The organism is Arthrobacter sp. NPDC093128, assembly GCF_040683875.1.
Taxonomy (GTDB): Bacteria; Actinomycetota; Actinomycetes; order Actinomycetales; family Micrococcaceae; genus Arthrobacter.
Genome location: NZ_JBFBEY010000010.1, coordinates 21,179 through 33,693 on the forward strand (window position 1 = coordinate 21,179; position 12,515 = coordinate 33,693).

Sequence of the window (12,515 nt, forward strand, 5' to 3'; positions counted from 1 at the left end):
TTTACCGGCAAGGACTAGTCTTTAGGTCATGACCAAATGGGAGTACGCCACGATTCCGCTCATTATTCACGCCACGAAGCAGATCCTGGACCAGTGGGGAGAAGACGGCTGGGAGCTCGTCCAGGTCGTCACCGGTCCTGACGGCAACGGCCTCGTTGCCTACCTCAAGAGGGAGAAGCAGTAGTTATGACAAGCCCTGCAGGCACGGCGCCGGAAACCCCGGCCCACGCCGAAAATCCGGCCTCCGGCGCGGAAAACGGAGCGCCGGCATCCGCCGTCGAACAGCGGCTGGCCGAGTTGGGACTTGCCCTTCCGGAGGTCGCGGCCCCCGTGGCTGCCTACGTGCCGGCCATCATCTCCGGGAACCACGTTTACACCTCCGGACAGCTGCCCTTTATTAACGGCAAACTCGAAGCTACGGGCAAGGTGTCCACGGGCACTGAAGGCTTCGCGGACGAGCCCACGGTGTCTCCCGAAGACGCCAAGCGCTTTGCCGCAGTCTGCGCCGTCAACGCGCTTGCCGCCGTCAAGAGCGTGATCGGCGACCTCGACCGCATCACCCGGATCGTCAAGGTTGTTGGCTTTGTGGCCTCCGATCCGTCCTTTACGGGTCAGCCGGGAGTTATCAACGGCGCGTCGGAACTCCTGGGCAAAGTCCTGGGCGACGCCGGCCAGCACGCCCGCTCCGCCGTCGGCGTGTCGGTCCTGCCGCTGGACTCGCCGGTGGAAGTCGAACTAATCGCCGAATTTAGCTAAAGGCCGGTCACTTCCCTTGCCCCAGTTAGCCCGTCGCCTGTTTGTGCTGCCTCCCGATCTCGAGGGGGCAGCACAAAGCTGGCTCGAACACGGCGAGCGGACACCACGTGCCGCCCGTCCCGCTTCCTCCGTTGTCCTGTTGCGCGATGCGCCCACAGGACTGGAAACCTGGCTGGGCTACCGCCCGGGTTCTTCCCCGCTCGGTGTGCTCGCCTTTCCCGGCGGCTCCCTCGAGGCGTCCGACGACGACGCCGTGGGCTGGCTTGGCCCCACCGCGCAGCATTGGGCGGAGCAGATGGGAACGGACGACGTCGGGATGGCGCGCCGCTACGTGGTGGGCGCCATCCGCGAACTCTTCGAGGAGACCGGCGTCCTGCTGGCTGGCCCGGACTTTTCCACCACGGTGGAAGCCACGTCCACTCCTGAATGGATGCGCGCCCGCGAAGCCGTGGCCAACCAGGAGAAATCCTTCACGGACGTCCTGGCCAAGCGCGGCCTGTCCATTCGCACCGACCTGCTCAAACCGCTGGTCAACTGGCTCAGCCCGGACTTCGCCCACCGCCGCTTCAACACCCGCTACTTTGCCGCCACCGTGCCCGTGAACCAGCAGCCCACCCTGCTGGGGAGCAAAGGTGTGTGGGGCCGCTGGGTCTGCGCCAGCAAGGTCATCGCCGAACGTGACACCACTGCCCTGGGCGACGAAGTGGGCCAGGAAAACACCACCGGCCTGAAGCTCGGCCAGCTGCTGGTGCCCGGTTCCGAAATCATGCTCGAGAAAATGGCTGCCGCCAACGGCTGCATCGCCTACCTGAGCTACAAGCGCAAGGCTCACGTGTACCAGCCGAAGCTGGTCGAAGAAAACGGCACCCTGATGCTCGAAGTCGAGGCCGCCAAGACGGTCGCCGGCGAGCCCCAGCGGGAGCGCTAACGACGCGCCATTTTCCTGAAGACGCGCAAAGAGAATGGCGACACCCGGATCCGGGTGTCGCCATTCTTTTTACGGTTCGCAGCGTATTTTGCGCGTCCGGAACTAGCGGGAGCGCTGGCGGAGGCGCTGCATGTCCAGGATCACAACGGCGCGGGCTTCGAGGCGGAGCCAGCCGCGCTGCACGAACTCGGCCAGGGCCTTGTTCACGGTTTCGCGGGACGCACCCACCAGCTGGGCCAGTTCTTCCTGGGTGAGCTCGTGGGCCACCAGGACGCCGTCGGTTGCCGGGCGGCCGAAGCGGTCGGCCAGGTCCAGCAGTGCCTTGGCCACGCGGCCCGGAACGTCGGAGAACACGAGGTCCGAAAGGGAATCGTTGGTGCGGCGCAGACGGCGGGCCAGGGCCTGCAGCAGCTGGGCCGAAACCTCCGGGCGGGTGCGCAGCAGGGCGTTGAGGCTTTCGTTCTTCAGGCCGGCGAGGCGGGTCTCCGAGACGGCAGTTGCCGTGGCCGTACGCGGGCTCGGGTCAAACAGTGCCATTTCACCGAAGAGCTCGCCCGGGCCGAGGATGGCCAGCAGGGACTCGCGTCCGTCAGGGGACGTGCGGCCAAGCTTCACCTTGCCGGAGACGATGAAGTAGAGCTGATCACCCTGGTCGCCTTCACGGAAAACCGATGCTCCGCGTGACAGGTCCACCTCTGTGAGTTCGTCCGTGAGCAGACGGAATGCTTCGTCGTCGAGCGTGGCAAATAGGGGTGCGCGGCGCAATACCTCGATGTCCATGAAATCTCCTGAGTAAATGTGTCGGCTGGGGCGCTTCAGCCATTGTTTCAGAATTTTGAAGCTTCTGTGACGTACTTGGCACGCGAAACGCCTGAAACGGGGCACTGGAGCCCTTCCGGGGCCGAATCGGGCCTACCGGAGCGGGCTTTGGGAGGGTTTTACGCAGCGTTTGGAAGCGTGTGGCGGGATGCGCCAGGGTCCGCCCGTCGTCGGCAAACTGTCAGGCTTCGCCACTAGAATTGGGGCTTACCTGTTTCGTGAGGAGCCCGTGTGTTCGGCTTGACCATCCTGGACCTGGCGTTGATCCTGACGCTGCTGTCCTACCTGATCTATGGCCTTCGCAATGGCTTCCTGGTGACGCTTGGCGGCATCGCCGGGTTTGTTGTCGGCGCTGTGGCCGCCTTTGTGTCCGTGCCCATCGTCAGCGACCTCGTGGAGGACAGCGGCTGGAGGCTCACGGCGATTGTGGCCACCGCCGTCGTGCTGATGGTCCTGGGGCATGCGCTGGGAACCATGATCGGCCGCAAAATCCGCAGTGCCGTGCGGATCCAGCCGCTGCGGGCCATGGACCGCGTGGTGGGCGGCGGCGTCAACGTTGTGGTGGCCGCACTGGTCATGTCCATGCTGTCCTTCAGCGTCAGCGCGCTGGGCGTTCCGTTTGTGTCCCAGCAGTTGGCGGAGTCCAAGGTCATCCGCTTCATCGACGGCCTCACCCCCGTGCCGGTGAAAACGGCCGTGGCGCAGCTGCGCTCCACAGTGATCGGTGACGGCATTCCCACGCTCATCGAGGGTCTCGGCCAGGGCCGGCATGTTGCCGTTCCCAACGCGAACACCGACACGCCGGCCCTGAACCGGGCGGGGGAGTCGGTCCTGAAAATCGCCGGTACCGCCTACCAGTGCGGCCAGAACCAGACCGGGAGCGGCTTCGTGGTGTCACCGGGGCGCGTTGTGACCAACGCCCATGTGGTCGCGGGCGTGTCGCAGCCCGTGGTGGAGATCCCCGGCGGAGGAGCCATGCCAGGCAGGGTGGTCTACTTCGACAGCCAGCACGACCTTGCCATCCTTGCCGTTGACGGCCTGCCGTCGTCCCCGCTCCAGCTGAGCGCCGACCTTCCTGCGGGCAGCCCGGCCGCTTTCGCCGGCTACCCGCATGGCGGGCCGTTCCAGTCCAAACCGGCCACAGTGCAGGACATCGCCACCGTCCTGGTGCCGGACATCTACGGCAACAATGCGGCGTCCGAAGACGTCTACCGGCTTGCCGGCGATGTCCGGCCGGGCAACTCGGGCGGGCCGCTCCTGACCACCGACGGCCTGGTCGCCGGTGTGGTCTTCGCCAAGGCCACTTCGGATGCCGACATGGGCTTCGCCATCACCATGGACGATCTTGGACCGGTCGCTGCCCAGGCACCGGGGCTGAGCAGTGCCGTGTCGTCCGGGCAGTGCATCCAGAAGTAGCCGGGCCTCCAGATATAGCCGCGCTGCCGCCGCTGCGCCTAGAGCCCCTCCAGACTTTGGCCGTGCGGTCCGGCGATGGCCACCGGGACTCCGTCCTGGAGCAGCAGGAAGCGGCCCTGCAGCCGGGCGTCATCCATCTCCGGCACCACTACCGAGCCGTCCGCCTGGGCGATCACCGTGTGGCCTTCATTGGACAGCCAGTGGCAGCCGCGCTCTGCCGCCAGCCTGCCGATCGTCGCTGAACGCTTGCCGCTCCGCGGCGTCCAGATAAGCCATCACGGCACTGTGGAACACCACGAGGGCCGCGTTGGAGGGTGCTTGGGCAGCCAGGGCAACGAGCTGTTCGTTCAGGTCACCTGCCACCAGGAGCGGCGGGTCCTGCTGCGCTACGGCGATGGCCCGGCGCAGCCGGTCGCGGCGGAAGTCCTGCTCGGGCCAGATGAGGGCCTCCAGCCAGGCGACGTCGTCGGGATTGCTGACGTCGAGGGGGTTCAGGTCGATCCCGGCCCGCCACACGACCTCGGGGAGTTTCGTGGGCAGCGGGACGGCACCTGACACCGTGCACCGCAGGACAGGCGGGCCGTCCGCCGCTGGCCGGGGATCCGGGCCCGGAGCCAGCCGCGTGACGGACGTGCCGTCGTCGTACTCGTAGGCATACCTGTCCGGAAACAGCGCCAGGCCGGCCGACGCTCCCACCTCGATCAGGGCAAGCGGACGGCCTTCGGCCGCGGCGATGCCGGCGAGGGACGGCAGCAGGGTGGCGCAGCGGCCTGCCTCGTTGGTCTGGGTGGCGCGGGAGAGCACAATCCCGGAGATCTCTTCCCAGCGTGCCAGCAGGAACTCGCGGAACTCGCGGTACGGAGAGATTCCGGCGCCGAGGAAGCGCGCGGCGGCCAGGATCAGCAGGGGCTGGCGCTTGTTGTGCGGCCATTCATCGATGCGGCGGATCAGTTCAGGATCGCCGGAGATTCCCAGCGACCATTCGGCGTAGCAAGGGGAGGAACCCGGCGCGTCCACAGTGCCGAAGTTCCGGTACCAGTCCGCCGTGCCCGCCTTCCCCGCACCGGCGGATGGCATCTCAGGCCCTGCCGGCATGCAGCTCTGCGAGGTATTCGACGGCGAAGCGGTAGCCCATGACGCCGGCGCCGGCGATCACAGCCTTGCTGATGTCCGATAGGTAGGAGTGGTGCCGGAACTCCTCGCGGGCGTGCACGTTGGTGATGTGAACCTCCACGGCCGGTACTTGCACTGCGGAGATGGCATCGCGGATGGCCACGGACGTGTGCGTGTACGCTCCGGCGTTGAGGACGATGCCGATGGCCTTGCCCCGCGCGGCGTGGATCGCATCAACCAGCGCACCCTCGTGGTTGGACTGGAAGCATTCAACCTCCACGCCGTGGGCCGCACCGGCGTCCTTGGCGAGCTGTTCGACGTCGGCCAGGGTTGCCGTGCCGTACTTCTCCGGCTCACGGGTACCCAGCAGGTTCAGGTTGGGCCCGTTGAGGACCAGGATGGTGCCGCGGCCGGCATCGGTGGCGGGGGAGGCTTCAGTCATGTGTGCCAATCTATCGCTATGCGTGCCGTGCGCGCTGTTCTTTACGGCTGCCTGAGCGGGCGGCCCACAGCACGCGGGCGTAAGCCATCCTTCGCCTCTGGCCACCCGTTGTGGCGGTGCCTACACTTGAAGGACCATCGTGCGGAGCTCCCGTACCGGTCAGCTCGCGCGGAAAGCCCGATCTGGAGAGAGCGTCATCATGCGCCGGAAAAATGAGGATTCAGGACAAACAATTCGCCGTGCCGCCGTGGGACTCGTGGCCCTCGCAGCACTCATCATTCCGGCACCCGTGGCGTCTGCCGGTCCGCCGTCGACGAACGGCGATGACAAGGTGATTGAGCTTCCGGGGGCCTCATCCGCCGAAGGCATTGCCGAGGGAGAGGGCACCACCTTTTTCGCCGGGGACCTGTTCAAGGGGGACATCTACCGCGGAGATATCCGCCGCGGAACCGCCAGGCTCTTCATCGACGTTCCAGACGGCCGGATGGCCGTTGGCATGAAAGTGGACGTGGAGAACGGCCTGCTCTTCGTTGCCGGCGGCACCAGCGGCCAGGCGTACGTCTATGACACCGACTCGCGGAAGACTGTGGCCACCTACCAGCTGACCGGGGAGCCAGCCTTCATCAACGACGTCGCGGTGACGGACGACGGCGCCTGGTTCACCAACTCCGCGAAAGGGGAGCTCTACTTCGTCGCCGTGGATCGCCACGGCAAACCGGGCGACGAGGTCAGGACGCTCACGCTGACCGGACCGGCTGCAGAGACTCCCGCCGACTTCAACCTGAACGGCATTGCGGCCGTCCGGGGCGGCCGGACACTGATCGTGGCACATTCCGCCAACGAGGCCCTGTACACGGTGGACCCGGACTCGGGTGCCAGTGCTGGCATTACCGGTGACAGCCTGCCCTACGTGGACGGGATTGTGGTGAAGGGGAACACCCTCTGGGCCGTGCAAAACATGATCAACCAGGTGAGCCGCGTCCGGCTGGACTCCCGGCTGGATTCCTTCGAGGTCAAGGACGTCATCACCAGCACTGATTTCCAGATCCCGACGACGGCGGCCCTGTTCGGCGATACCCTCGCCGTGGTTAACGCGAAGTTCGGCGTTCAAGGGGCAAGCAAGTACGAAGTAGTCCTGGTCGACGCCCGCTAAGTGAGCCTGAGGGCAAAAAAGCCTGCCGTCCGGGTGGTTACCCGGACGGCGGGCTTTTGTGTGAAACGGCGAAGCCGCGACCTGCGCGGCGGCGACTTACGCGGCGGTGAAGCGCAGGAGCAGCGCGTGCTCCGGGTTGAGGACGGGCATCGGCAGGCCCACCTCGGCCAGGAACCGGCCGTTGGCTTCTGCCCCGGCGGCCAGCCACGCCGGCGGCTGCACCTGCGTGAAGTTGTGCGCATAGTCCGCGTCGCCCGGCGTCGGGAAGATGGCCTCCACGCGGTAGTTGCCCTCCGGTTCGAGTCCCGGCACGGTGATGCGTCCCGGCTGCTCGGCAAAAGCAGTCTTGGTGCTGACCAAGGTGAACAGGGCGGCAGTTTCACCCGGTGCGGCGGGACGCTGCGAAACCACACCATGGAACATCAGGGAATCCTCGGCCACGTCCGCGTGGACCATCCGGCCCGAGTGGATGAGGCCGCGGTGCTCCTTGTAGATGCCGATGAAGCGCTTGAGCTCTTCCCGCTCGGCGCCGTGGACCTGGCGGACGTCCCATTCCAGGCCGAAGTGGCCGAACAGGGCAGTGAGGGCGCGGAACGAAATGTCGTGCGTGCGGGCGGTGGTGTGGGAGGTGGTGGGGCCGACGTGGCCGCCGACCAGTTCCGGCGGCACCACGAGCCCGGTCCAGCGCTGGATGGTCTGGCGTTCCAGAGCGTCGTTGCAGTCCGAGCCCCAGATCCGGTCGGTCGTTTCCAGGATGCCCAGGTCCACGCGTGCCCCGCCGGAGGAGCAGCTTTCAATCTCCAGGCCCGGGTGGGCCTTCTTGAGCTCGCCAAAGAGTCGGTAGGCGGCCAGGGTCTGTTCGTGGACGGAGGAGCGCCCGGCGTGGCCGTGCTCGGTGAGGTCCCGGTTCTGGTCCCACTTCAGGTAGCTGATGTTGTTTTCGCGCAGCAGGGCGTCGATGCGGTCGAAGATGTACTGCCAGGCGTCGGGGTTGACCAGGTCGATGACGTGCTGGTGGCGCCAGGTCAATGGAAGCCGGCCGCCGTCCTTGTGCGACCGGGCGGCGGGTCCGACAATCCATTCCGGATGGGCGCGTGCGACGTCGGAGTCCAGGTTGATCATTTCCGGCTCCACCCAGAGGCCGAACTCCATGCCGCGGGACGTGACGGCCTCGATCAGCGGCGTGAGGCCGTCCGGCCACAGGCCCTCATCCACGTACCAGTCGCCCAGGCCGGCCTGGTCGTTCCGGCGGCCGCGGAACCAGCCGTCGTCGAGGACGAAGCGCTCCACGCCCAGGTCCGCCGCGGAGTCTGCCAGTTCGACCAGCGTGTCGAGATCGTGGTTGAAGTAGACGGCTTCCCAGACATTCAGCACCACCGGGCGGGCCTTGCCGGATCCCGCCTTGCCTGCTGCTGACTTGGCTGAAGCCGCCGGCAGCACGTGGTGCGGACGGTTCCTGAACCAGCTGTAGAAGGCTTCGCTGATGCCGTCCAGGCCGCGGTCCGAGTATGCCGCGAAGAGGGCGGGAGTGGTGTAGCTGCCGTTCGGCTGGAGGATCACTTCGGCCGGGCCCAGCAGTTCGGAGCCGCCGATCATGGTCCGTCCGTCGCCGATGGTGTCCGCAAACTGTTCGTGGTTGCCGCTCCAGGCAAGGTGGGTGGCCCAGACCCTGCCGTGGCGGTTGCCGAAGTTCGCCGTGCCGGCGGCCAGCAGCAGCGAGGAATCGTGGCCGGTGCGGCCGTGCCGGCCGCTGCGCACCCAGGTGCCCTGCTGGATGGCCCGGCGCTGCGGGTGGCGTTCGCGGCACCAGCGTCCGGTCAGATCAAGGAGTTCGACGGCGTCAGGAGCCACCGGCAGCACGGCGGCCAGCTCGTCGAGCTGAAAGGGTGATGTGCCGGTGTTGGTGACGGTGTGGCGCATCTCCAGCAGGCCGCCGTCGTGCAGTTCCAGCGTGGACTCCACGGTGATGCCGGCATCAGGATCGGACTGAAGAATGACGGCGGATTTTTCGCCGAATTCGACGGCCGAAGCGCGGAGGCGGACGGAGAAGTCGTAGCCGGGAACGCCGTCGGCGATCCGGTGCCCGCGAAGGGCCGGGCGTCCGCGCCAGCTCGAGGATGCCTGCGGCAGGAGCCCGGCGGGGACGGTGGCGTCGATGGCGGAATTGGGGATAGCTTCGCCGAGGATGGCCAGGTCGGGCAGTGAGGTGCCCAGATCGGCGCCCCAGTGAATAACCTCGGCCTCCCCGCTGTCGAAGCTGATCACCAGGCTGGTGCCGGCGGAGCGGAGGTGCAGGGGTTTCATAGGGCGTTCTCTTTCGTTGTGGCGGTGAGCGTATGTGGCGCTGTTCCGTCGGATTCTGAATATTGTGTTGGGTTTCCCCGGGTGCCGCCGTTTCGCGAGGAGGAAACGGCGGCACCCGGGGCTGTGGCTGCGACCACTTACGCAGCCACGTCAGGGTGGGCCTACTTGAAGAGGGCGTTCACCTGGTTGTTGGCTTCGGTCAAGGAGCTGGCGGGCTTCTTGCCGGAGAGCACGGCGTCCATTGCAGGCTTCATGATGCCATCCACTTTGGCCGCTTTGTCCGCGATGGGGAAGAGGAAGGTGGTGCCTTCCTTGACGTGCGTTGTGAAGGCCGAGACATCGGTACCCTTGGCTTTGAACGCCTCGGCTGCCTTGTCGGAGGAGCTGGTGATGGCGGGGAAGACTACGGCCTTGGAGGCCACGACGTCCTGGCAATCGGTGGAGGCGAGGTATTCAACCCACTTGACGGATGCAGCCGGGTTCTTGGTGCCGGCCCAGATGGAGTCGGCCAGGCCGTTGAACATGCTGGCGCGCTTGCCGTCGGGGCCCTTGGGGGTGGGGGCGAACGCGGTTTTCACGCCCTTGTAGCTCTGGTACTGGCCGATCAGCCAGTCGCCGGTGGTGTTGATGGCGGCCTTACCGGCACCAAAGTTGTCGGCAAGGCTGGCGCCGACAGTGGTTTCCAGCTTGGGCATGTAGCCCTTCTCGACGAGGCCGGCCCACCAGGTGATGGTTTCCTGGAACTTGGGGTCGTCGTAGTTGAACTTGGTGCCCCAGGGGTTCTTGTCCGTGTGGGTCCATCCCGTGGTGGCACTCAGGAAGCTCCACTCGGTCTGGCCCTGGCCGGAGCCGCTGCCTGCCAGGCCCAGGCCGAAGGTGGCCACGTTGTTCTTGTCGAAACCCGCTTCGTCGCCGCGCACGCCGTTCTTGTCCACGGTCAGGTGGGCGATGGTCTTCTCGTAGCTACCGCCGTCGGAGGGGTTCCAGTCCAGGTTGGCCATGTCTTCGGCGCTGATGCCGGCAGAGTCGGTCAGGGCCGTGTTGTAGAACAGGCCTACGGTGTCCCAGTCCTTGGGCAGGCCGTAGCGCTTGCCGTCCTGGCCGACCCAGAGCTCGGGGAGGCCCTTGGTGTAGCTGTCCAGCTTGATGCCATCCTTGGAGACGGCGTCATCGAGGGAGAGGAGCTGCTTCTTTGAGGCGTACTCGGGGTACTTCGAGAGGTGGTTGGTGAAGACATCCGGTGCGGTGCCGGCGACGAAGCCGTTGGTGAGCGTGGTCCAGTAGTCGTCCCAGCCGCGCTGGGTGATCTTGACCTTGATGTCCGGGTTGGCCTTGGTGAAGTCGTCAGCGCACTGCTGGTAGGCGGGAAGCTGGTTGGCGTCCCACAGCCAGTAATTGATCTCGCCCTTGGCTTCGCTGGAGGCGGGACTTCCGCCGCCACAGGCCGAGAGGGAGAGCGCGATGGCTGCGGCGACAGCTGCGGCGCCGATGGTTTTCTTCATGATGGACCTTTCGAGGGTGTTTCAGGGGAGGGGTGAAAGTGAAGGTGATTACTTGATACCGGAGAAGCCGATGGAGTTGACTACCTTCTTGCCGAAGGCAATGAACAGCAGCAGCACCGGGATGGCGGCCACCAGGGTTGCGGCCATCAGTCCGGTCCAGTCAGGGGCGCCCTGCGGGGACTGGGACTTGAAGACGCCCAGGCCCACGGTGAGGACACGGACGCTTTCGTCCTGGCCCACCAGCAGCGGCCAGAAGTATTCGTTCCACTGGCCGATGAACGTCAGCAGGGCCAGGGTGGCCAGGGGTGCGGCGGCGTTGGGGAGGACGATCTGGAAGAAGATACGGAGGTGCTTGGCGCCGTCGAGCATGGCGGCTTCCTCGACTTCCCGGGACATGCTGAGGAAGAACTGCCGCAGGAAGAAGATCGCGAACGGTGTCATGAACAGGAACGGCAGCGTCATGCCGGCGAACGTGTTGAGCAGCCCCAGGTTCTTGATCATGAGGAAGTTGGGCAGCGCGGTGAAGATCGGCGGGACCATCATCGTGGCCAGGAAGAGGCTGAACACCACGTTCCGTCCGGGCCAGCGGAGCCGGGAGAAGGCGTAGGCGGCCATCGCACTGAAGAAGACCTGTCCGGCGGTGGTGACGGTGGCGAAGATGACCGAGTTCCGCAGGTAGAGCCAGAAGTTGATCGCTGCTCCCGAGCCTCCTTCCGCGATGGCCTCTTCCGGGGTCTGCATTCCGAGGACCCGTTTGAAGGCGCCGAGGCTGAAGTCCGCGGGGAGCAGGTTGCCCGCGTTGGCTGCCAGGGAGTGGTTGCTCGACAGCGCCGTCCGCAGCATCCAGAGGAAGGGCGCCACGGTGACAGCTACGGCGATGGCCACCAGGGCCCAAGCGCCGACGCGGCGCCAGTTGACCGGCTTCTTGACGGGAACGTTGTTGACGGACTTCTTGCGGGTAAGTGTGGAAGTGCTCATGGCTGGGGTTCCTTAGTCCAGATCCGATTCGTTGCCCTTGAGGAACTTCATTTGCACGAAGGCCACCAGGGCAAGAATGAGGAAGAGAATGACGGACAGTGCCGAGGCGTAGCCGAAGTCCGATTCGCCGAAGGCCTTTTGGTAGATGTACATCTGGATGACGCGGGAAGCGTTGATGGGGCCGCCGGCGGTGGTGACGGCCACGGTGTCGAACACCTGGAAGGACCCGATCACGGTGACCACCAGCACGAGCACCATGACAGGGCGCAGGAGCGGCATGGTGATGCTCCAGAAGGTCCGGGTGGCGGATGAGCCGTCGAGCGATGCAACCTCGTAGACGTGGTTGGGGATCGACTGGAGTCCGGCGAAGATCAGCAGGGCGGTGTAGCCCATGTGGCGCCAGACGTTGACGGCGGCGATGGTGGGAATGGCCCACTGTTCGCTCCCGAAGAAGGCAATGCGCGGCAGGCCCATCCAGTTGATGATTTCGTTGACGATGCCCATCTGGTAGTCGAGCATCCAAAACCACAGGAGGGCGACGATCACGTTTGCCACGAGAAAGGGCAGCAGCAGGGCGCCGCGAATAAAGGTGGACTTTGCCACCCGGTGCATTAGGAGTGCCAGTCCGAGGGCGATCACGGTCTGGAATCCGATGTTCAATCCGACGTACTGGACGGTGACTGCCATGGCGTTCCAGAACAGTTCATCGCCGAGCATGGCGGTGTAGTTCTTCATACCGATCCAGGTGGGCTCACCCAGGATGCTGTACTCCGTAAAGCTGAGGTAGACGCCCCGGATGGTAGGGACCAGATAGAAGAGAACAAAGCCGATCATCGCCGGGAAGATGAAGAACAATGCCACCTTCAAGTCGCCGAGGCGGTGGATGAGGCTCTTCCGGACGGGTTTCGCTGGCTTGGGGCTGCGGTGCCCTGCTGCCGGGTCCTGTTGCTGCTTGGTAAGGGTGGTCATCTTCGACCCTTTCCTGACTGTGATGTGGGTAACAACTGGATAGGAATCTACACGAGTAGATTTGACTGCGCAAGCTATTTCTCTTGAAAACATTGAAAGTTGCCGTTGAAACGTTCTCACTCTGTTGACTCGAGT

Annotated in this window: 13 protein-coding genes; 5 read left to right on the plus strand and 8 right to left on the minus strand. The window is 65.3% G+C overall.

The features are described 5' to 3' along the window. Positions 1-28: 28 nt before the first annotated feature. Genes AB0N24_RS13145 through AB0N24_RS13155 form a run of 3 tightly spaced genes read left to right on the plus strand, consistent with a single transcriptional unit; the run spans position 29 to position 1,684 of the window. Positions 29-184 (plus strand): DUF4177 domain-containing protein, encoded by a 156-nt coding sequence (locus AB0N24_RS13145; protein ID WP_011693223.1) that lies wholly within the window; start codon positions 29-31, stop codon positions 182-184. Positions 185-186: 2 nt separating this feature from the next. Beyond that, positions 187-756 (plus strand): RidA family protein, encoded by a 570-nt coding sequence (locus AB0N24_RS13150; RefSeq protein WP_364124718.1) that lies wholly within the window; start codon positions 187-189, stop codon positions 754-756. 16 nt (positions 757-772) lie between these two features. Further along, complete coding sequence (locus AB0N24_RS13155) at positions 773-1,684, plus strand: NUDIX hydrolase (RefSeq protein WP_364124720.1); 912 nt, start codon at positions 773-775, stop codon at positions 1,682-1,684. A gap of 102 nt (positions 1,685-1,786) precedes the next feature. Here the strand turns inward: AB0N24_RS13155 and AB0N24_RS13160 are convergent, their stop codons facing one another. Continuing rightward, positions 1,787-2,464: a Crp/Fnr family transcriptional regulator gene (locus tag AB0N24_RS13160; protein ID WP_011693220.1), complete on the minus strand. Its 678-nt coding sequence runs from the start codon at positions 2,462-2,464 to the stop codon at positions 1,787-1,789. 270 nt (positions 2,465-2,734) lie between these two features. On the opposite strand from AB0N24_RS13160, the gene AB0N24_RS13165 reads away from it, so the two are divergent. After that, positions 2,735-3,919 carry a MarP family serine protease gene (locus AB0N24_RS13165; RefSeq protein WP_364124724.1) on the plus strand — a complete coding sequence of 395 codons (1,185 nt, stop codon included), beginning with the start codon at positions 2,735-2,737 and terminating at the stop codon, positions 3,917-3,919. Positions 3,920-3,957: 38 nt separating this feature from the next. On the opposite strand, the gene AB0N24_RS13170 is transcribed toward AB0N24_RS13165, so the two are convergent. The 3 genes from AB0N24_RS13170 to aroQ are packed head-to-tail and all read right to left on the minus strand — an operon-like array spanning position 3,958 to position 5,474. Further along, complete coding sequence (locus AB0N24_RS13170; protein ID WP_364124727.1) at positions 3,958-4,095, minus strand: hypothetical protein; 138 nt, start codon at positions 4,093-4,095, stop codon at positions 3,958-3,960. A 10-nt stretch (positions 4,096-4,105) separates the two neighbouring features. Next, the gene (locus AB0N24_RS13175) at positions 4,106-4,996 is read right to left on the minus strand and encodes a DUF2332 domain-containing protein (RefSeq protein ID WP_364124730.1); all 891 of its coding nucleotides are present in this window, start codon (positions 4,994-4,996) and stop codon (positions 4,106-4,108) included. Between the two features lies 1 nt (position 4,997). Then, on the minus strand, positions 4,998-5,474 hold the full coding sequence (aroQ, locus tag AB0N24_RS13180; protein ID WP_364124733.1) for a type II 3-dehydroquinate dehydratase: 477 nt from the start codon (positions 5,472-5,474) through the stop codon (positions 4,998-5,000). Positions 5,475-5,673: 199 nt separating this feature from the next. Between aroQ and AB0N24_RS13185 the strand changes: the two genes are divergently transcribed. Further along, complete coding sequence (locus AB0N24_RS13185; protein WP_364124736.1) at positions 5,674-6,627, plus strand: hypothetical protein; 954 nt, start codon at positions 5,674-5,676, stop codon at positions 6,625-6,627. A gap of 96 nt (positions 6,628-6,723) precedes the next feature. Here the strand turns inward: AB0N24_RS13185 and AB0N24_RS13190 are convergent, their stop codons facing one another. From AB0N24_RS13190 to AB0N24_RS13205, 4 genes are all read right to left on the minus strand, one after another. Then, positions 6,724-8,931: an alpha-galactosidase gene (locus AB0N24_RS13190; RefSeq protein ID WP_364124739.1), complete on the minus strand. Its 2,208-nt coding sequence runs from the start codon at positions 8,929-8,931 to the stop codon at positions 6,724-6,726. A 161-nt stretch (positions 8,932-9,092) separates the two neighbouring features. Then, positions 9,093-10,433 carry a sugar ABC transporter substrate-binding protein gene (locus tag AB0N24_RS13195; RefSeq protein WP_364124742.1) on the minus strand — a complete coding sequence of 447 codons (1,341 nt, stop codon included), beginning with the start codon at positions 10,431-10,433 and terminating at the stop codon, positions 9,093-9,095. A 48-nt stretch (positions 10,434-10,481) separates the two neighbouring features. Beyond that, positions 10,482-11,411 carry a carbohydrate ABC transporter permease gene (locus tag AB0N24_RS13200; RefSeq protein ID WP_364124745.1) on the minus strand — a complete coding sequence of 310 codons (930 nt, stop codon included), beginning with the start codon at positions 11,409-11,411 and terminating at the stop codon, positions 10,482-10,484. Positions 11,412-11,423: 12 nt separating this feature from the next. Further along, on the minus strand, positions 11,424-12,380 hold the full coding sequence (locus tag AB0N24_RS13205) for a sugar ABC transporter permease (protein WP_364124747.1): 957 nt from the start codon (positions 12,378-12,380) through the stop codon (positions 11,424-11,426). Positions 12,381-12,515 lie beyond the last annotated feature (135 nt).

Bases quoted from the DNA above. Each gene is read 5' to 3' on its own strand.
- AB0N24_RS13145 (WP_011693223.1), top strand. From the start codon at position 29: ATGACCAAATGGGAGTACGCCACGATTCCGCTCATTATTCACGCCACG.
- AB0N24_RS13150 (WP_364124718.1), top strand. From the start codon at position 187: ATGACAAGCCCTGCAGGCACGGCGCCGGAAACCCCGGCCCACGCCGAA.
- AB0N24_RS13160 (WP_011693220.1), bottom strand. From the start codon at position 2,464: ATGGACATCGAGGTATTGCGCCGCGCACCCCTATTTGCCACGCTCGAC.
- AB0N24_RS13175 (WP_364124730.1), bottom strand. From the start codon at position 4,996: ATGCCATCCGCCGGTGCGGGGAAGGCGGGCACGGCGGACTGGTACCGG.
- aroQ (WP_364124733.1), bottom strand. From the start codon at position 5,474: ATGACTGAAGCCTCCCCCGCCACCGATGCCGGCCGCGGCACCATCCTG.
- AB0N24_RS13185 (WP_364124736.1), top strand. From the start codon at position 5,674: ATGCGCCGGAAAAATGAGGATTCAGGACAAACAATTCGCCGTGCCGCC.
- AB0N24_RS13190 (WP_364124739.1), bottom strand. From the start codon at position 8,931: ATGAAACCCCTGCACCTCCGCTCCGCCGGCACCAGCCTGGTGATCAGC.
- AB0N24_RS13195 (WP_364124742.1), bottom strand. From the start codon at position 10,433: ATGAAGAAAACCATCGGCGCCGCAGCTGTCGCCGCAGCCATCGCGCTC.
- AB0N24_RS13200 (WP_364124745.1), bottom strand. From the start codon at position 11,411: ATGAGCACTTCCACACTTACCCGCAAGAAGTCCGTCAACAACGTTCCC.
- AB0N24_RS13205 (WP_364124747.1), bottom strand. From the start codon at position 12,380: ATGACCACCCTTACCAAGCAGCAACAGGACCCGGCAGCAGGGCACCGC.